We start from the raw sequence: 18,545 nt of genomic DNA on the forward strand, positions 1-18,545 counted from the left end.
CTCAGTCCAATGTGGGCTGGAACGGGCTACGTCCGGCGTGACGCGACCAGCCCACCCCAATGAGATAGAGAATGACGACGAGCGCCCCCGTCGACAGCAACTGAGCGCGCACATCGGGGGCAAACATGCCAAGAACGACGATGGCTGCCAACAGAGTCATCGCCGCCCAATTCACCACCGGGAACCCCTTCAGCCGCATCGGTAGCGGGCTGCCCTCCTTCTCAGCCCGGCGGCGCAGCACATACTGAGAGCAGATGGTGAAAAAGTAGGTGACGATGATAGTTGAGCCGACGACGTTGAGCAGAGTTCCGAGTACGGCGTCACCCCATTCGAAGGTAGCTAGCACACAGCAGAACCCAAAAGCCACGCTAGCCAGCACAGCGACCGTCGGCACAGAGCGACCCCTCGTTCGCATGGCGACCCGTGGAGCCATACCGCGTTCAGCCAGCGAGCCAAGCATTCGGGCCGCCCCATAGAGGTTGGCGTTGAGGGAGCTCAGCAAGGCCAGCACAATGACCAGGGTCATGACTTCAGAGGCCGCTGGGATGCCGGCTCGGTCCAGGACGGCCACGAAAGGTGACGTGCTGAGCTTGGGATCGTCCCAGGGCACGGCAATCACCATGACGGCTACGGAACCCATGTAGAAAAGCAGGATCCGCCAGACGATAGTGCGCACAGCCCGGGAGACGTTATGGGCAGGGTCTTCGGTTTCGGCAGCGGCAACCGCCATGATCTCGATGCCGCCGAAGCTGAAGGCAACCAGAAGCAGGGCCGTCGCTACCCCGGACCACCCATTGGGCAGAAAACCGCCGTGGCCGACAAGGTTCGACGTTCCCGCGGCGGGAGCCTTCAGAACTCCACAGATAAGCAGCACCCCGATGACAAGGAAGACCACGACAGCGACCACCTTGAGCAGAGCAAACCAGAACTCAAATTCACCGAATCTGTCGACCCCCAGCAAATTAATCGCCGTGAGAACGACGAGAAAGATGAAAGTGAGCAACCAGACGGGGGCGATTGGCCACATGGCGACAAGGGTCGACGCCGCCGCAATCGCTTCGGCCGCCACGACGATGACCAGCTCAATCCACCAGACCCAGCCCATCGCGAACCCAGCCGCCGAACCCATTGCCCGCGATGTGTAGACCGAAAATGCCCCGGAATCGGGGTGGGTCGCAACCATCTCTGCGAGCATGTACATGATGGCGATAACAAGCAGGCCGGCAACGATATATGCCACTAGGGTTGCTGGCCCGGCGGCAGCCACGCCTTTGCCGGATCCAACGAACAGGCCAGTACCTATGGCCGATCCGAGGCTCATCATCACCAGGTGACGGCCCTTCATTCGGGGCTGATTCGTGGCGGGTTCACCGGATCCTGCCGGGACGCCCGTGGATGCTACTGCCATATGTGCTCCTCATCTGCGTCGGTGGAGCTGATGTTAGGGGTGGTGGGGCCCGGCATGTGTGGACGTTTCCCTGGGTGGGACGCGAAGTGAGCTCAGTCGGTGTCTGTGGAGTTAGTCTTCTCTTCGTTAATGAGGCCTTGACGGATGCGCGTCAGGATGATTTCGAGATCGTCGAGGTGGCCGCAATCAAGCCCCCCAAACACGACACGCCGAACCAGCGCAGCGTGACCAGGGGCCGCCTGCTTCAGAGCTTCCATACCTTGATCGGTGAGGTGAATAATGGCCCCCCGACCGTCAGAGCAGCAGATGCGGCGCTCGACGAGGTGTCGCTTCTCCATGCGCGTAAGGTGATGCGAGAGCCGAGAGCGCTCCCATCCCATGTGCTCTGCCAACGCGACGACTCTCATTTCGCCACCGTCGGTCTCAGATAGGCGCACGAGCACCTCAAAGTCCTGCACTGACAGTTGGGAATCGCGCGATAACTGGCGGTTGAGTACGGCAGGCAGGGTGGTCGTTACTTCCAGCCATAGACGCCACACGCGCTGCTGGTGGTCGTCGAGCCAAACGGTGGAATCCTCGGTCACAGTGCCTCCTTTGTTTGCCGAGTATAGGGGCGGCATCCGCTCCTGGTGCCGTCAGGGGCCTTTCTTGTTGACACGTCCCGCTTTCCGTGACATGGTTGGTGACATATCAACCTACAACTTTGGGAAACCAGGAGATCACATGACCGACATCACCGCCGTCAACGGCACCTTCACCATCGACGCCGCCCATTCCCGCCTCGGGTTCATCACGCGCCACGCAATGGTTACCAAGGTGCGTGGATCCTTCAATGATTTCGCCGGCACCGCTTCGGGGAATGGTTCCAACCCGTCCAGCATCTCTGTTGAGGTGACGGCCCAGGCTGCGTCTTTTTCCACCGGTATCGCCGATCGTGATGCTCACGTGAAGTCCGCTGACTTCCTCGATGCCGACAAGTTCCCGACGATCACCTTCCGTTCCACCTCCGCCGCGATCAGCGGTAACACCCTCGAGCTCACCGGGGACCTCACCATCAAGGGAATTACGAAGTCCCTGACCATCCCCTTTGAATTTGGCGGACAGGCCGTCGATCCGTCCGGAAACACTCGTATTGGCTTTGAGGGCGGAACCAAGATCTCCCGCAAGGAGTTCGGCTTGACGTGGAATGCTGCTCTGGAGACCGGTGGCGTGCTGGTTTCTGACGATGTGACGTTGGAGATTGAGATCAGCGCGATCAAGCAGGACTGAGCCTCACCGAACAGCAGGCTGACTAGCCAGAACATAGGCGGAACACCCGTCGCTGATCAGTGTCCGAGTCATTTCCTATCTTGGTGCCATGACGAGATTTCTTCACACCTCCGATTGGCAATTGGGGATGACTCGGCACTATTTATCCAAACGCGGCGATGATGACCCGCAGGCACGGTTTACTGCCGATCGCATCGAGACGGTCCGCAGGCTGGGCGATGTTGCCCGGCAGGAGGATTGCGAGTTTGTCATCGTCGCCGGGGATGTCTTCGAAACCCACAATGTCTCCACTCAAATCATTGCCCGCGCGTGTGAAGCCATGGCCTCCATTAAACTGCCGGTGTACCTCCTGCCCGGAAATCACGACAGCCTAGAACCGGGTTGCCTCTGGGACAGACCAGAATTCACACAGCACTGCCCCGGTAACGTCCGGGTATTAAAAGACCAGACAGAGATCCAAGTCACTGACGGAAACAGCGTCGTCATCGCGACAATCGTCGCCGCTCCACTGACGACCCGCCACCCGTCGACCGATCCACTGGCTGAGCTTGCGAAAAGCCTGGAGCCCACCCAGACACCACGCATCCTGGTAGGACACGGCCAGCTTGAAGGATTATCAGGCGATACTCGCGATGCCCTCATCTCGCGAGCACCCCTCGAGGATGCGATTACCCGAGGAGCGCTGAATTATGTCGCGTTGGGCGACCGTCACATTGCCTGGCCCCTGAACGATGATCACGCCGCCATTCGGTATAGCGGCACACAAGAGACGACGAGTTTCAACGAGGAGGGTGTCGGCACTGCGGTTATCGTCGACCTCAGTGATCCCCTTACCTGCCAGACGGTTGATGTCGGCACCTGGTTGCATGCCCGGGTGAGCCAGGAGGTAGCCAACGAGGCCGACTTGAACGCTCTGCGCGACACGTTGAACTCCTTCGACCATCGGGATCGCACCATTATTCGCTACGACCTCCACGGTCAGGTCACGATCTCGCAGAAGGCAGAGCTTGACGAGATCATCGCTGATTTTGAGACTGTCTTCGCCAGTATCGAACCGAGCGAAAACCGCCACGATCTCACCGTGATTGGTGACGATGTCAGCTTGGCTGACGCTGATGTGCCCAACTGGGTGCGAGACGCCGCCGACGAACTTTCGGGCATGTGCGCCACCAGTGACGATGCCGTCGCTGCGCTCACGTTGCTGCACCGTCTCGTCAGCGCTGAAGTCGGTGCCGAGCCCGCACCACAGACGACGGGGGTGTCACGATGAAGCTGCATCGCATACACGTCGAGAATTTCAAAGCAATTGACGATCGTACCCTCGAATTGCCCGACTGCGGGATCGTCATTGCAACCGGCCGCAACGAGGTCGGCAAGACCTCCATGGTGGAAGCCCTCGACCTGCTGCTCGATACCGGCACCAAGGCTTCGTCACGGTCCCGCAGGGTCAAGACTGCCCAACCGTACGGCACATCGCTGCAGGTGGTCGTCGAAGCCGAAATGACGATCGGTGATCACCGCTTCATCCACCGCAAGTGCTTCCTCAAGGATAAGGAGTCGTCCCTGAAATTCCTTGCTGGGCCCCGCGCTGGCGAGACCATCACCGGTGATGAGGCCGTCGAGACCATGGAGACTCTGTTATCCGGCACAGATCGGACGCTGTGGGATGCTCTGCGCCTCATGCAGGCGAGTGGCCTGTCCCCCCTACAGCTGAATTCTTCCCAAGCCCTCACTGCGGCCTTGGAACAGGCCGGCGGGCAGCAACCCGACGAGGGATCCGGCGGGGGGCTCATGGAGCGAGCCCGGGTCGAATACGAGAAGTACTTCACGCCTGGGGGGTCGGAACGTCGCAACGTTGCCGCACGTCGCGCCGAGCTCGAAGATGTTCGCAGTAACCTCGCCACAGCGCAAGACAAGCTCGCTGAAGTTGACGAGGTCGTCGATTCCCTCAGCAGAATCAATGAGCAGATCAGTTACGACCGGACCGTCGTAGCCAGCAAGAAAACTGACTGCGACCTAGCGGAGGCTGCTGTAGCAAGCCTCGACCACCTTGAGAAAGAGGTTGAGGCCACGAGACATACCGCCGATGAGGCAGCGCAGCGTCGCGCCGAAGCCCAGACTGCTCACGAGTTGAGAGTCAAACTTATCGACGATCGTGCTCAAGCCCAGAGCGAGCACGAACGCTACCGGAAGGTGGCCTCAGAGCTATCGGCATTAGTACAAGGCGTCGTTGAAGAGCAAGAAGACGCCCAATCGGCTCTCGATGAAACTCAGAAGGCAGTTGCACAAGCTGAGAAAGCGGAAGCCGAGGCTCGGCAAACCCTTGTAGCAGCGCGGGTTGGTGAAAAGTCAGCCAAGGCCCGGCAGCAACTCGACCTGATCAAGGACCTCAAGGAGCGCATCGCAGCTGAACGCCAGCGTCTCGATGCCGAGAAGGTGGACGACCAGGCACTCTCAGCGCTAAGGAAAGCTGTCAAGGCCGATGATCTTGCTCGCGAAAAAGCATCCATGGCTAGCCCACAGCTTGCCGTCGAGCACCTCACCGACGAGGTCCCGCTACGTATCGACGGCGCCGACCTCGACGTCCCGATAGGTCAGACGAGTCAGCGCCGGGTCGATGACGAACTCGTCATGGAGATAGGTGACGCGTGGCGAGTACGGATCTGCCCGACTTCGGAGGTCATGGCCTTGGGACAAGACGCCGAGACGGCTCACCAAGCCGTGGTGTCCCAGCTCGAAAGCTTAGGTGTGACGAGTCTGGAGCAGGCAGAGTCCCGTCTAGCTGAACGCAAGGTCATGGAGACCCGCATCTCCTCCTGGCAAGAACGCCTTAAACAGGCGCAGGGCGAGGCCACCATCAGTGAGCTTGAGGCCATGGCTGAGCGCGACGCCGGCGCCGTCAGCATGACAGTCGAGGAGGCTCAGAGGTCAGAAGAGAACGCTGTCGCCGCAGCGAGTAAAGCACGTACCGCCCAGCGTCAGGCTGACGAGCGACTCAAAGCCGTGCAAGAGCGTTATAGGGAGGCCCACGAGAAGGTTTTCCGGGCACGTGTCGATATGGATAAGTCTGATGAAACGGCCACCAGACTCTCTACGGAACTGACGGCTGCACGCGAGGTTACCAGCGATCAGACCCTCGCCGAGGCTCTCGCCACCACCCAGGAGCAGGATCTCGTTGCGCGGGCCGAAGCCGATCGTGCCCAGGCCGCACTCGCGGAACGCAACCCTGACCAGGTTCACACCGAGGCTGAGGGCGCACGGGTCGCGCTGAAGACAGCGACCGAACGCCTCGAGAACAACATCCGTCGTCAGGCCGAGCTCAGCGGTCAGTTGCAGGGACTCGGGCGCCAGCAGCGGCAGGCCGAGGTCGACGCCCTTACCGTCACGGAGCATCAGCTGGCCCGACAGGTGGCTGGGTTGGAGCAACGGGCGCGGTCAGCCAAGTTGCTGTACGAGACTCTGAAAGCCCACTTGGAACGCGTGCGGCAGTCCTACGTAGCACCCTTCACTACCCAAATCGACCACATTGGGCGCGGGGTTTTCGGTCAGGATCTCCACGTCGAGATCAATTCGGACTTGTCAGTCGTAGCACGTCAGCTCAATGGATCCCGACTGGAATGGGACCAGTTGTCGTCAGGGGCTCGCGAGCAGCTGGGGTTGGTCGTCCGGCTGGCTGTCGCTCGGCTCATTGACCCCGACGATGGCGTGCCGGTGATCCTCGACGACGCCCTAGTGTATTCCGATCCTGTCAGGGTTAGGCACATCCTCAGCGAAGTCGCGCAAGGAGCCCGGACGAGCCAGATCGTGGTGTTCACCAGCGCCCCGGAAAGGTATGACTCCGTACCGGGAGCACAGCGCGTTGACTTTGACTGAGTGACACCGGCACCCCGGCCGACCTAGCTTCTGAGCCTGCGAAACCCGCTCAGGCGCCGGTCCTCATCCAGGCGTCTCCATGTGCACGCCACGTCAGGATCACGCAGCGCACTACCATGAACCCGCTGAAGGCAACCCACAGCCAGACAACGGCAGCGGCAGGGTCTGACGGCGCCCACAGGTGAACGGCCCAGACCATTGGTAGATACACCAGAAACATGACAACCTGCGCACCCGACAGCCACCGCCCGTCGCCAGCCCCAATGAGCACCCCGTCAAGAACGAAGGTCGGCCCGGCAACGATCTGCTGGGCCGCCACCACGAGTAACCCGGCGGCAACCGCGCGGTGGACAGCAGGGTCATCGGTGTACAGCGCAGGAAGTAGCTGATGGAAGGCCAGCAATAGGACACCTACAACGACACCGGCTATGAGCCCCCATCGTGTCATCGTGGCGGTCAGAGACCTGGTGCGGCGAGTGTCGCCAGCTCCGAGGCTCGCCCCGGTCAGGGCTTGGCCGGCAATACCCAAAGCGTCCATGGCCATGAGCAGCAGATTCCATATCGTCATAGTCACCTGATATGACGCCATGGTGATCGCTCCAGATCGGGCCGCAACCCAGGTCGTCACGTAGAGAGCGGCACGCAACGCCAGGGTGCGGATAAGTAACGGGATGCCGTCACGCAGGCTCGATGTAATACCGCGCGGCATTAAGCTCAAGTCAAAACCGCGAGTCCGTACCCGCAACACCGACACCAACGCCACTGCCATGGCGATTTGGCAGACGAGGGTACCAATAGCAGACCCCTGGATGCCCCAGCCAAGGCCGATCACAAACCACACGTTGAGTACCAGGTTCGCACTAAAAGTGACGACAGTCACAACGAGGGGTGTGCGGGTATCTTGGAACCCACGCAGAACACCGGTGACCGCCATCGTCGCGAGCATCGCGGGCACCCCAAAACCGGTGATGCGCAAATATCGTCCTGCCTGTTCAGCGACTGCACCGCTAGCTCCAAACCACCCTGCCACCGTTACCGGAAGAGCCACCAGCATGACCGCCACGAGCACGCCAATAATGACAGACAGCCACAAGCCATCAACACCAGTTTGGGCGGCTCCCCTCTGATCCCCCGCCCCCATCCGACGCGACGATGTTGCCGTCGTCGCGTAGGCGAGAAAAACAAATAGCCCAGTGAACGTCGTCAACGCTGCCGAAGCGACGCCAAGCCCCGCCAACTCCTCCGTGCCCAGATGACCGACCACCGCAGAGTCTGCGACAAGGAACAGCGGCTCTGCGATGAGAGACAAGAAAGCGGGTACCGCCAGATTCAGAATCTGACGGTACCCGGCCGACGGATCTCCTCGGACCATCAGGCTCGGGCTATCGCGCCGCGCAGGGATTCACGAATGACATTGAGAACCCGGTCGGCTCGTTGTGGAGTTTCCTCACCACGCAGAGGACCCGAGGTCGACAGCGACACAAAGCCATGAAGCACAGACCACACCAGGATGACGAGGCCGCCAACATCAACGTGATCGGGAAGCCTCACGTCAGGACCAGAAAGGACGTCCCGGATAACTGAACCAGGCAAATTTGGTGCTTTCGATCGGTCCTTTTTACACGCATCGAGTCCTGCATCCGAGATGCGGAACGCAACATCGAACAGCCCTGGCTCCGCCAAAACGAAATCAAGATATGCACGACAGGCAGCCACGAGCCGGGCAACTGCGACAGTTTCACCGTCAACGGCCTGGGCCTCAGATACTGCTTCACGCATCACGGTGCCGATTTGATCGGCAGCAGCGAACCCCACCTCGTCGAGAAGCGCCTCGCGATTCGCGAAATGACGATAGGCGGCGTTGGGTGATACGCCCGCGCGGCGAGTCGCTTCGCGGAGCACAACGGCCTCGGCGCCACCGCTGCGAGCCATCTCCAACCCCACCTTCACAAGGGCTTCATGAAGATGGCCGTGATGGTAGGCCTGTCGTGGCTGCGACGAGCCATGCGTCTGCGTCATGTAATGATCCCCCGGTCCGTTAGTAGTATGGCGTCAACCTGGCTGGTTGAGTGCTGACGCCCAACCATACGCAACATCTCCGTGGCCTCGGATAACCACTCCTATAACCACCCAACCATTACTCAACTAGGCTGAACGCATGAATTCAAGTGTTCCATATCTGCTAGCCATCCTCGGTGAAGGGGTCGTGCCGCCATCCACCATGGTGTGCCACGCAGACGACCTCGGACTGGTGCGTGGGGACGGCGTCTTTGACACAACCCGTATCGTGACCGCCCAGGATGGAACGTCGCGCATCGACCACCTCGACGAGCATCTCTCACGGTTCGCCCGCTCTATCGCAGGAGTGGATGGCCCCACCCCTGACCTAGATTCCTGGCATCACCTCATCGACGACGCAGCGCGCACCTGGCGTATCCCCGGCGAGGCGGCCCTTAAACTCGTGTACACCAACGGCCGTCAGGTTGTCCCCGGGCCTCCCCGAGGCTTTCTCATCATCTCTCCCCTCTCCGAAACCGCGATCGAGGAACGGGAGGGGATCGATGTCTTGTGCCTCTCGCGCGGGGTCACAAGCGAAGCCTTCGCCGACGCCCCCTGGCTTCTCGGCGGTGTCAAAACCCTGTCTTACGCCGTCAACGTGGCAGCCCTGCGCTATGCCCGATCCCAGGGCTCCGACGACGTCATCTTCACCTCAACTGACGGTTACCTGCTTGAAGGGCCAACCTCCGGGTTAATCATCGAGGCCGCAGATGGATTGTGGACGACCCCCACCGGTGCCACCGGCATCCTGAGCTCTATCACGGTCAGCACTGTCTTCGACGCCGCTGATGAGGAAGGGTTCAAGACCTCTACTCGTCTCATAAAGAGCGCAGAGCTGCTACGCGCCCAGGGAGCGTGGCTGCTGTCGTCGGTGCGTGGCGTCGCGCCCATTCTCAGTGTCGACAGCCATCCACTTGCCCAAGATGAGGACATGACGCGCCGGTTGCGGACCTGGGCGGGATTTGATGCCTGTCACTGACTCCGCATCTGCGGCAACCAAGATCCTCGCCAAGACCAAAATCCCACACGTCCTTCATAGCTATGACCACGATCCGTCCAACCACCATTTCGGCGATGAGGGTGCCACGAAGCTCGGCTTTGACCCGTCAATCGTGCTCAAGACCCTAGTTATCGAACTGGCCCCTTCGGGCACTCTTGCCGTCGCCGTTGTTCCGGTGAGTCGCCAGGTTGATCTCAAAGCCTTCGCCTCAGTCATGGGTGCGAAAAAAGCCGCCATGGCCACCCCAGCGGCAGCAGGATGCGCGACTGGGTACATCGTTGGGGGAATTTCTCCCCTAGGACAGAAAAAGCGGCTGCCCATCTGCATCGACGAATCGGTGCTCGGGCAGCCGCGAGTACTAGTTTCGGGCGGGCGTCGAGGTCTGTCGGTGGAATTGTCACCGTCTGACTTGGTGACGGTCACCGGGGCAGTAACGGCGAAAATCGCCCGCTAACGCCAGTTTTGGTCACTTACTGGAAGCTTTGCTGATCGACTTAGGCAAAACGAACAGTCCCACCATGATGATGACGCCGAGAACGACGTGAATCCACTTGATGGCGCCGCCATCGCTTAACTCGCCGAGAGCGAATTGAACAAGGAGGATCACGGCCATGCCGGCGGCGTGGCCGACAACCGCCGATGGTCCACCGCGACGCTTCCACATCACCGCCAAGATAGCCGCGATGATCGTCGCGAGCACGGTCACAATGCCAAAGGCCATGTGCACGTCACCAAGACCGCGAACCCCTGAAAGCATGAAACAGGCCAAAACAGCCTGGACGATAACGGACCCCACTGCGATCCAGGCGCAGATATGTAAGGCCTTCGGAGCAGAAGGGACAGAGGTGTGCTGCTGTGTCATGACCCACACTCTAGGCTATGACTACGGCTTTAGCGTCATCGCGAGCGGCGCCCCACCATCACCCACGGCCCCCACCAGCATCCCAGCGCGCTGGCTGCCACGAGGGCCGGCCAGGAGATTTCCACCACCGCCGACATATCCGGGATGAGGGCATAAAGACCCGCTGCTCCCAGCACAACAGCCACCGCGCATACGGCCCCACCGGCGATACGTTGGCTACTGCGCCGAACAAGATGCCCACCCAGTAGAGCCGCCATGAGCACGACCGGGATGAGGAGAATCACCGTTACTCCCATCGCGTAAAGCAGCCCAACCAGGAGGCTTCCGAGCCAGCCACGCGTCGGCATGCTCGTCCTAGTGCCATCGATACCTGGACCTGTCGCCCAGATTGCCAGCGTCAGCCCCCACACCAGTCCAGAGATGGCCATAGCAACGATAAAGGCGCCAGCGGATCTACTCACCCGTGCCGACTCCGTGGTGGCATCCAAAACGTGCGAACCACCCTGATCCACGTGGCCCAGGCGCGCTCTGACGTCGAGGATGTTCTCCTCGCTGGATCGACGATTCACCGCACCTTCACTTTCGTGCCTTCATGGGCAAATCTGTAGAGAGCCTCGGAATCCTTGGGCGCCAGCCGGGCACAGCCATGACTGGAATACCCGGGCAGTCCCAGGGTATCCACCGGCTGAGCAGGCTTCTTCGTCTTGTCATCCCAAGGAATCTGATGGAAACCGATAGTTCCCTTCGCCCCGGGGCGTTGGTAGAAGGACAAGAAATTAGGGATATACCAGTGGATGCCGTCCTCAGTCGACGCCGCGTGACGCACCTTATATTCGACTTCGTAGTTCCCCACGGGAGTCTTCCACGGCTCAGCGGTGGTGAGCATGGCCCGCTTCACGACCCCGTTCTCGACGAGGTACACGCGATTTTCTGCCTTCATCCACAAGACGTAGGTGCCTGCTCCAGCCGAGGACTTTGCACCAACGGTGAGGGACGCGCGTGGCGGCGTCGGGCTAGGGGTCGCCGCAGGTGACCTATCGGCCTTCGGAGCCGCAGAGTTCCTCGATTCACCGTCGCCGTCATAGTCAGAGGGTCGGGCTGTAACCGGTCGGGTACGTGAAGCGTGAGCAGTCGGACCTAAGGACGCGCAGGTCACCGGGCGTTGGTGCCGGGTGCGCAAGTCGCCCGCACCGGGCACGGAGTTGATGCACGGCGCCGAGACAGGCATCGACGATCCACAGCCAGAGACCAGCAAAACCATTGCCACTAGCACGCCAGTAACACCGCCGCGACGCCACAGGCGTGAGTCGACGCGCGATTCCCGGTTCGAGATGTTTCCGGAGGCATGCACAGGTCAAGTTTAGAGGCGTCGCATCGACCTACAACGTTGATGCCATCGCATAGTCCCCCATGCCGGGGGCAGACTTGAAGGAGTCGGCAGAAAGAGAAGGCTATGGCGAAGGCGCTTGTCATTGGGGAGTCATTGATTGATGTTGTCAACGATGGGAGCGGGGTGAGTGAGCATCCTGGCGGCTCCCCCATGAATGTCGCGGTCGGGCTGGCACGGCTGGGCCGTGACGTCGAGCTAGCCACCTGGATTGGTGACGACACCCGCGGCCACACCATCACCGACTACATCGGCGCTGACAAGGTTAATCTGGCCCCCGCATCGCGGGGTGCCTCCCATACCTCAACCGCAACTGCCACCCTGGCCAATGGGCAAGCCAGCTACCACTTCAATCTGGAGTGGGCGTTACCAGCCATCCAGATTCCACAACACTGTCTGGCCGTGCATACCGGGTCGCTGGCCTGCGTCATTGATCCGGGATGCCGCGTCGTAGCCCAAGCGATGGCCACCGCACGGGAAACCTCAACGATCACCTTCGACCCCAATGTTCGCCCGAGCCTGTTAGGCGATCCACGTGCCGTGCGCGAGGATCTGGAACATTTCGTGCAGCTAGCTGACGTCGTTAAGGCCTCTGACGAAGACCTGACGTGGCTGGGTCAGGGTGCTGACCCGATTGAGGTGCTGGCCGGATGGATGGCAATGGGGCCGCGATTAGGCATCGTAACGATGGGTGAACGCGGAGTCGTGGCGATGACGGCCCACGGCCTGGAAGTAAGGGTTCCCGCTGAGCAGGTCAACGTCGTCGACACCGTCGGCGCTGGGGACTCATTCATGTCAGCGACCATTGACGGGCTGTGGACGGCCGGATTATTGGGCGTTGACCATCGCGCAGATCTTGGTCGGATAGAGCCCGGAGTGCTACGTCACATAGTGCAAAGGGCAGCTCACATCGCAGCGATAACCGTCTCCCGCGCTGGTGCCAACCCGCCGCGTACCGCTGAATTGGGATGACCGAAGGCTCCCCCACACCGGTGTCTGCGAGACTGGCCCCATGAAGGGGAACTTTCACTCGACGTATGACCAGGGCTTTGCGCGAATCGCCGCCTGTACCACCACGGTGCACATTGGTGACCCCGCCTCGAATGTTTCGGGAATTCTTGACACCTGCCGGGAACTCAATTCCCGGAGCGTCGCTGTCGCTGTGTTCCCTGAGTTGTGCCTGACGGGCTACGCCATCGACGACCTACTGCTTCAAGACGTGGTGCTCGATGCCGTCCTCGACGCCATCGAAACGTTGCGCCAGGCCTCACGCAGGCTCTTCCCAGTCATCATCGTCGGAGCGCCGCTACAGCGTGGCAACCGGCTCTACAACTGCGCAGTCGTGATCCACCGGGGGCAGGTCCTCGGTGTGGTGCCGAAGAGTCATCCTCCCAACTATCGAGAGTTTTACGAAAAACGTCACTTCGCGGCCGGTGCCGGCACTACCGGGATGATCGACCTGTCGGGCCGACAAAAATCTCACGTAGCCTCTACCGAAGTTCCCTTCGGACCCGACCAGCTCTTCCGTGCCGCCGACCTGCCCGATCTCATTTTCCATGTGGAAGTGTGCGAGGACCTCTGGGTGCCGGTCCCACCGTCTTCCCGGGCCGCTCTCGCCGGGGCCGTCATTGAGGTCAATCTTTCGGGATCTCCCATTACTGTCGGAAAATCCCGTCAACGCCACGAGTTATGCAAAGTGACGTCCGCACGCAACCTACAAGCCTACGTTTATGCGGCCGCCGGTCCTGGAGAATCCAGCACAGATCTGTCATGGGACGGCCAAACAATGATTTACGAAAACGGCTCCCTCCTTGCCGCCACCGACAGGTTCTCCACCGAACCAGGTTTTTGCTTGGCTGACATCGACCTCGACCTGTTGCGGCAGGAGAGGCTGCGTCAGGGCTCTTTCAATGACAACGCACTTGCCCAACCCACCGAAGTCCCATGGCGCACCACCGCTTTCACCCTTGACCCGCCCCACGACGATATCGGCCTAGAACGCCCCATAAACCGCTTTCCCTTCGTCCCCAATGACCCTGACCAGCTCGCCCGCGATTGTTATGAGGCCTACAACATTCAGGTCTATGGGCTACGTCGTCGCCTCGAGTCGATTGGGTCGCCAAAAATCGTCATTGGGGTTTCCGGCGGGCTCGACTCCACCCACGCCCTACTCGTCGCCGCCAAAGCGATGGACCAGATGAATCGACCGCGCACCGACATCCTTGCTTTCACGATGCCGGGATTCGCCACGACTGACCACACCAAGAACAACGCCATAGATCTGTGCCAGGCACTCGCAATCCCATGTGACGTGTTGGACATTCGCCCAGCTGCCACTCAGATGCTCAGGGGAATGGGGCACCCTGCTGGAGATGGTGCCGACGTGTATGACGTCACCTTCGAAAACGTTCAGGCTGGACTGCGCTACGACTACCTCTTTCGGATAGCCAACCAGCGCGGCGGCATCGTGCTGGGCACCGGTGATTTGTCAGAGTTGGCACTGGGATGGTGCACCTTCGGAGTCGGCGATCAGATGAGCCACTACGGGGTCAATGCTGGGGTGCCCAAGACCCTTATCCAGCACCTCATCAGGTGGTGCATTTCGTCAGGCCAGTTCAACGAAGCTACTAACGTGGTGCTCGAGTCGGTGCTGGGAACAGAAATCTCTCCCGAGCTCGTCCCTGCTCGCCCGGGTGAGAAAATTCAGTCCACCCAGGCGAAGATTGGCCCCTACGAGCTGCAGGATTTCACCTTGTATCACCTGCTGCGCCACGGGATGCGCCCTAGCCGGATCGTTTTCATGTCTCACCACGCCTGGCGGGATGCGTCAGCGGGCTCGTGGCCGCCCGGGTTCCATGACGAGGACCGACACTCCTATAGCCTGCCCGCGATTAAAGACTGGACGCGACTGTTCCTACGCCGGTTCGTCGGAAATCAGTTCAAGAGGTCGACCCTTCCGAATGGCCCCAAAGTCGTCGCCGGAGGTTCACTGAGCCCGCGCGGTGACTGGCGGATGCCCTCAGATGCCGTCGCCCGTGCCTGGCTCGACGACCTCGAGACGGTCCCCGATGAACGAGCCTGAACAGTCGCCGAGAGATATCTCAGCGCACCGTATCGTTCCCCTGTGACGAAAAATCCCGGCAGCAGGAACTAACGGTCACTGTTCACCCGTTGTCCACCCTCACGCGGCAATATTGGACTGTGCGTGTTGATGACGAGATAAGGCTCACTCCCGTTCTCCCCGACGGCCATGGCCTGCGCATTGGCATCTTGACCAGCGGCGGCGACGCCCAGGGCATGAATGCAGCAGTACGGGCTGTGGTGCGCTCTGCACTGAGCGTAGGAGCCGAGGTCTATGCGATCTACGAGGGCTATCAGGGGATGATCGACGGCGGCGACGGCATCCGGGAATTCGGGTGGGCCGATGTGGGCTCGATCCTCAACCGTGGCGGCACCGTCATCGGAACTTTCCGATGCAAAGAGATGCGCGAACGCTCAGGACGCTTGAAGGCTGTTAAAAATCTCCTCGAGCATGGAATCGATCGCCTTGTAGTGATCGGTGGTGACGGTTCGCTCACCGGCCTAGACGTGCTGCGCGCCGAGTGGACCGACCTGATCGCTGAACTCGTCAACACCGGTCACGTGAGCGCCGAAGTGGCCCGCGAACATCCCGCCCTCATGATCGCTGGACTCGTCGGATCCATCGACAACGATCTCGTCGGATCTGATATGACCATCGGCGCCGACACTGCTCTGCATCGCATCGTCGATGCCATTGACGACCTTGCTTCTACCGCAGCCAGCCATCAGCGCTCCTTCGTCGTCGAGGTGATGGGCCGCCACTGTGGCTACCTCGCCCTCATGGCAGCAGTGGCCGGCGGTGCTGACTACGTCCTTATCCCAGAACGGCCACCCGAGGACGGCTGGGAGGAACACATGTGCGCTGAGCTAAAGCGTGGTCGTCAGGCAGGTCGACGCGACTCGATCGTCATCGTCGCAGAGGGGGCCACTGACCGCGCAGGCAACCGAATCTCGTCGGAGTACGTCCGTCAGGTGCTTGAGGACAAGCTCGGCGAGGACGCCCGGGTAACCATTCTGGGTCACGTCCAGCGCGGCGGGCGACCGTCAGCTTACGACCGCTGGGCGTCGACCTGGCTGGGGTATCACGCAGTTCACGAAGTACTCTCGACGACTCCGGAGGCCGAGGGACGCGTCATTGGTACCGGAGCTAATCGCATCCGTCGCCTCCCGCTGGTCGACGCTGTTGCTGATACGAAGTCGGTGCCCGGTCTCATTGCGGCAGGTCGGTACAACGAGGCGATGCGAATGCGAGGACGTTCCTTCACCGAAATGAACGCCATCTTCACCGAGCTCAGCGAACCGGCTCGCACCACATCCGACACCGCTGGCGACGTTGACCGAAAGCGCATCGCGATCATGCATGCTGGGGGCCCGGCTCCGGGCATGAATACCGCCGCCCGTGCGGCAGTGCGCCTGGCTATTTCCCGCGGTCACACCGTAGTTGGGATCCATAACGGTTTTGTCGGGCTCGCAACTGGGGATATGTCGGAATTAGCTTGGAGTGACGTCGAAGGCTGGGCCGGGGACGGCGGTGCCGAACTAGGTACCCGCCGCGAGACTCCCAGCACTCGCAACCTCTATGCTGTCAGCCGCGCTCTAGAGGACCATCACATTGACGCGCTTCTCGTCATCGGCGGCTATTCCGCTTACGAAGGTATTCACATGATGACGACCGAGCGGGATCGATACCCGGCCTTCCGCATTCCGACAGTGTGCATCCCGGCCTCAATCGACAACAATCTTCCTGGTTCTGAACTATCTATCGGCGCGGATACTGCCCTTAACGTGATCGTCGAAACAATGGACAAGATCAAGGAATCTGGTATCGCTTCCAGGCGCTGTTTCGTCGTCGAAACAATGGGACGTGACTGCGGGTATCTTGCGCTGATGTCGGGTATCGCCGCTGGCGCCGAGCGGATTTATACCAATGAGGACGGTATTTCACTGGATGATCTTGCTAATGACGTTCATTGGCTGCGGGAATCGTTCGCCCACGGGCGGCGGCTCTTTCTTGCTGTCCGTAACGAGAATGCCTCGCACAATTACACCACCGATTTCATCGCAAGACTGCTGGAAGAGGAATCCCACGGCATGTATGACGTACGCCAGGTGGTGCTGGGACATATGCAACAGGGCGGCTCACCCTCACCGTTCGATCGCTTGCTCGCCAACCGGCTCGCCTATCGCGCCCTCAACCTCATTGACGACGAGCTAGCGGCGCATCGAGACGGCTCGTGGTTCATCGGCGTCAACGAGTCGGGCACGCGAACCAGTCCGATGGAGACGATGCCTACGCTCGTCGACGCCGCTCACCGCCGTCCCCGTGAGCAATGGTGGCTGCAACTGAGGACTATTGCCCGGACGGTTTCAGATGAGGTGAGGTGAGTCGGGTCACCCTCCCGAGGGCTTCGGGGTGGTGGTGGGGTGGTGGTGCCCCACCACCACTAACCTCACAACACCTCAGCAGGAGACACCGTCGGCATACCCAACGCCTCACCCACCGGCGCACTCAACAACGCACCATCATGAGTCGCCAACCCACGCCTCAACTCACCCCGAGCCCGACACGCACCACGCCAACCCTCATCAGCCAACAACACCGCATACCGCATCGTCGCATTCGTCAACGCATACGTCGACGTATGCGGCACCGCACCCGGCATATTCGCCACACAATAAAACACCGAATCATGCACCCTAAACGTCGGATCAACATGCGTCGTCGGATGAGACCCCTCAAAACACCCACCCTGATCAATCGCAATATCCACCAACACCGACCCCGGCCTCATCTGCGACACCACCTCATCATCAACCAAATGAGGCGTCCGCGCACCCGGCACCAACACCGACCCAATCACCACATCAGACTCACGACACACCTGCCCCACAGCCAACCCACTCGAAAACAACGTCCGAATACGCCCACCACTCACCTCATCGATATACCGCATCCGCGCCACATCCACATCACACACCGTCACATCAGCACCCATACCCACAGCCACACGAGCCGCACACAACCCAGCAACACCACCACCAAGAACCGTCACACGACCCGGACGCACACCCGAACCACCACCCAACAACACACCACTACCCCCAGCAGACTGCAACAAACAATTCGCACCCACCTGAGCAGCCAACCGACCCGCAATCTCCGACATCGGAGACAACAACGGCAACGAATGATCCTCCAACTCCACCGTCTCATACGCAATCGACGTCACCCGACGCCCCACCAACTCACGCGTCAACGCCTCATCCGCAGCCAAATGCAAATACGTAAACAACACCAACCCCTCATGCAACCTCCCATACTCCTCCTCCACAGGCTCCTTCACCTTCAACACCACATCAGCGTCATCCCACACCGACCCCACATCACCCACAATCCGCCCACCAGCAGCCACAAACTCCTCATCCGAAATACCCGAACCCACACCAGCACCAGACTGAACCAACACCTCATGACCATGACCCACCAACGCATGAACACCCTCAGGCGTCACAGCCACACGAAACTCACTATTCTTCACCTCAGTAGGAACACCAACACGCATACTTCCTGCTCCTTTGCAGTCATCACCGAGTCGTCCTCGGCGGG

At 60.4% G+C, this 18,545-nt stretch carries 16 protein-coding genes; 8 read left to right on the forward strand and 8 right to left on the reverse strand.

The genetic code is table 11. The features are described from left to right. Position 1: 1 nt before the first annotated feature. Positions 2-1,408 carry an amino acid permease gene (locus FYJ43_RS00420; RefSeq protein ID WP_154561013.1) on the reverse strand — a complete coding sequence of 469 codons (1,407 nt, stop codon included), beginning with the start codon at positions 1,406-1,408 and terminating at the stop codon, positions 2-4. A 92-nt stretch (positions 1,409-1,500) separates the two neighbouring features. Continuing rightward, the gene (locus FYJ43_RS00425) at positions 1,501-1,992 is read right to left on the reverse strand and encodes a MarR family winged helix-turn-helix transcriptional regulator (RefSeq protein WP_407643712.1); all 492 of its coding nucleotides are present in this window, start codon (positions 1,990-1,992) and stop codon (positions 1,501-1,503) included. A 139-nt stretch (positions 1,993-2,131) separates the two neighbouring features. Here FYJ43_RS00425 and FYJ43_RS00430 point away from each other — a divergent pair, with 139 nt between their 5' ends. The 3 genes from FYJ43_RS00430 (at position 2,132) to FYJ43_RS00440 (ending at position 6,550) form a co-directional block, all read left to right on the forward strand. Next, complete coding sequence (locus tag FYJ43_RS00430; RefSeq protein WP_154561017.1) at positions 2,132-2,677, forward strand: YceI family protein; 546 nt, start codon at positions 2,132-2,134, stop codon at positions 2,675-2,677. Between the two features lie 88 nt (positions 2,678-2,765). Continuing rightward, entirely contained in the window at positions 2,766-3,947 is a 1,182-nt protein-coding gene (locus FYJ43_RS00435; protein ID WP_154561019.1) for a metallophosphoesterase family protein, read from the forward strand. Next, complete coding sequence (locus FYJ43_RS00440) at positions 3,944-6,550, forward strand: AAA family ATPase (RefSeq protein WP_154561021.1); 2,607 nt, start codon at positions 3,944-3,946, stop codon at positions 6,548-6,550. The genes FYJ43_RS00435 and FYJ43_RS00440 overlap by 4 nt, the downstream gene beginning before the upstream one ends. Positions 6,551-6,599: 49 nt before the next feature. On the opposite strand, the gene FYJ43_RS00445 is transcribed toward FYJ43_RS00440, so the two are convergent. Beyond that, positions 6,600-7,922 (reverse strand): MATE family efflux transporter, encoded by a 1,323-nt coding sequence (locus FYJ43_RS00445; protein ID WP_154561023.1) that lies wholly within the window; start codon positions 7,920-7,922, stop codon positions 6,600-6,602. Further along, complete coding sequence (locus FYJ43_RS00450) at positions 7,922-8,569, reverse strand: TetR/AcrR family transcriptional regulator (RefSeq protein ID WP_154561025.1); 648 nt, start codon at positions 8,567-8,569, stop codon at positions 7,922-7,924. Before FYJ43_RS00450 ends, FYJ43_RS00445 begins: the two co-directional genes overlap by 1 nt. Positions 8,570-8,708: 139 nt before the next feature. On the opposite strand from FYJ43_RS00450, the gene FYJ43_RS00455 reads away from it, so the two are divergent. Both FYJ43_RS00455 and ybaK read left to right on the forward strand, forming a co-directional pair. Further along, positions 8,709-9,587, forward strand: a complete 879-nt coding sequence (locus FYJ43_RS00455) for an aminodeoxychorismate lyase (protein WP_154561027.1) — start codon at positions 8,709-8,711, stop codon at positions 9,585-9,587. Continuing rightward, the gene (gene ybaK / locus FYJ43_RS00460) at positions 9,574-10,062 is read left to right on the forward strand and encodes a Cys-tRNA(Pro) deacylase (protein ID WP_154561029.1); all 489 of its coding nucleotides are present in this window, start codon (positions 9,574-9,576) and stop codon (positions 10,060-10,062) included. Before FYJ43_RS00455 ends, ybaK begins: the two co-directional genes overlap by 14 nt. A 12-nt stretch (positions 10,063-10,074) precedes the next feature. On the opposite strand, the gene FYJ43_RS00465 is transcribed toward ybaK, so the two are convergent. Genes FYJ43_RS00465 through FYJ43_RS12515 form a run of 3 tightly spaced genes read right to left on the reverse strand, consistent with a single transcriptional unit; the run spans position 10,075 to position 11,821 of the window. Then, the gene (locus tag FYJ43_RS00465) at positions 10,075-10,470 is read right to left on the reverse strand and encodes a hypothetical protein (RefSeq protein ID WP_154561031.1); all 396 of its coding nucleotides are present in this window, start codon (positions 10,468-10,470) and stop codon (positions 10,075-10,077) included. 35 nt (positions 10,471-10,505) lie between these two features. Beyond that, a complete protein-coding gene (locus FYJ43_RS00470; protein WP_326833203.1) occupies positions 10,506-11,039 on the reverse strand; it encodes a hypothetical protein in 534 nt (177 codons plus the stop codon). Beyond that, a complete protein-coding gene (locus tag FYJ43_RS12515) occupies positions 11,036-11,821 on the reverse strand; it encodes a L,D-transpeptidase (protein ID WP_407643713.1) in 786 nt (261 codons plus the stop codon). The genes FYJ43_RS00470 and FYJ43_RS12515 overlap by 4 nt, the downstream gene beginning before the upstream one ends. 102 nt (positions 11,822-11,923) lie before the next feature. On the opposite strand from FYJ43_RS12515, the gene FYJ43_RS00480 reads away from it, so the two are divergent. From FYJ43_RS00480 to FYJ43_RS00490, 3 genes are all read left to right on the forward strand, one after another. Next, on the forward strand, positions 11,924-12,829 hold the full coding sequence (locus FYJ43_RS00480) for a carbohydrate kinase family protein (protein ID WP_154561033.1): 906 nt from the start codon (positions 11,924-11,926) through the stop codon (positions 12,827-12,829). Positions 12,830-12,869: 40 nt separating this feature from the next. Then, a complete protein-coding gene (locus FYJ43_RS00485; RefSeq protein WP_154561035.1) occupies positions 12,870-14,939 on the forward strand; it encodes an NAD(+) synthase in 2,070 nt (689 codons plus the stop codon). 137 nt (positions 14,940-15,076) lie between these two features. Further along, positions 15,077-17,323, forward strand: a complete 2,247-nt coding sequence (locus FYJ43_RS00490) for a 6-phosphofructokinase (protein WP_326833294.1) — start codon at positions 15,077-15,079, stop codon at positions 17,321-17,323. A gap of 65 nt (positions 17,324-17,388) precedes the next feature. Here FYJ43_RS00490 and ald read toward each other — a convergent pair whose 3' ends face one another. Continuing rightward, positions 17,389-18,501, reverse strand: coding sequence for an alanine dehydrogenase (gene ald / locus FYJ43_RS00495; RefSeq protein ID WP_154561039.1), 1,113 nt, complete (start codon positions 18,499-18,501; stop codon positions 17,389-17,391). Positions 18,502-18,545 lie beyond the last annotated feature (44 nt).

The sequence above is a fragment of the Cutibacterium porci genome (assembly GCF_009696315.1).
Classification (GTDB): Bacteria; Actinomycetota; Actinomycetes; order Propionibacteriales; family Propionibacteriaceae; genus Cutibacterium; species Cutibacterium porci.

Bases quoted from the DNA above. Each gene is read 5' to 3' on its own strand.
- FYJ43_RS00485 (WP_154561035.1), top strand. From the start codon at position 12,870: ATGAAGGGGAACTTTCACTCGACGTATGACCAGGGCTTTGCGCGAATC.
- FYJ43_RS00480 (WP_154561033.1), top strand. From the start codon at position 11,924: ATGGCGAAGGCGCTTGTCATTGGGGAGTCATTGATTGATGTTGTCAAC.
- FYJ43_RS00450 (WP_154561025.1), bottom strand. From the start codon at position 8,569: ATGACGCAGACGCATGGCTCGTCGCAGCCACGACAGGCCTACCATCAC.
- ybaK (WP_154561029.1), top strand. From the start codon at position 9,574: ATGCCTGTCACTGACTCCGCATCTGCGGCAACCAAGATCCTCGCCAAG.
- FYJ43_RS00435 (WP_154561019.1), top strand. From the start codon at position 2,766: ATGACGAGATTTCTTCACACCTCCGATTGGCAATTGGGGATGACTCGG.
- FYJ43_RS00430 (WP_154561017.1), top strand. From the start codon at position 2,132: ATGACCGACATCACCGCCGTCAACGGCACCTTCACCATCGACGCCGCC.
- FYJ43_RS00420 (WP_154561013.1), bottom strand. From the start codon at position 1,408: ATGGCAGTAGCATCCACGGGCGTCCCGGCAGGATCCGGTGAACCCGCC.
- FYJ43_RS00465 (WP_154561031.1), bottom strand. From the start codon at position 10,470: ATGACACAGCAGCACACCTCTGTCCCTTCTGCTCCGAAGGCCTTACAT.
- FYJ43_RS00440 (WP_154561021.1), top strand. From the start codon at position 3,944: ATGAAGCTGCATCGCATACACGTCGAGAATTTCAAAGCAATTGACGAT.
- ald (WP_154561039.1), bottom strand. From the start codon at position 18,501: ATGCGTGTTGGTGTTCCTACTGAGGTGAAGAATAGTGAGTTTCGTGTG.
- FYJ43_RS00455 (WP_154561027.1), top strand. From the start codon at position 8,709: ATGAATTCAAGTGTTCCATATCTGCTAGCCATCCTCGGTGAAGGGGTC.
- FYJ43_RS00445 (WP_154561023.1), bottom strand. From the start codon at position 7,922: ATGGTCCGAGGAGATCCGTCGGCCGGGTACCGTCAGATTCTGAATCTG.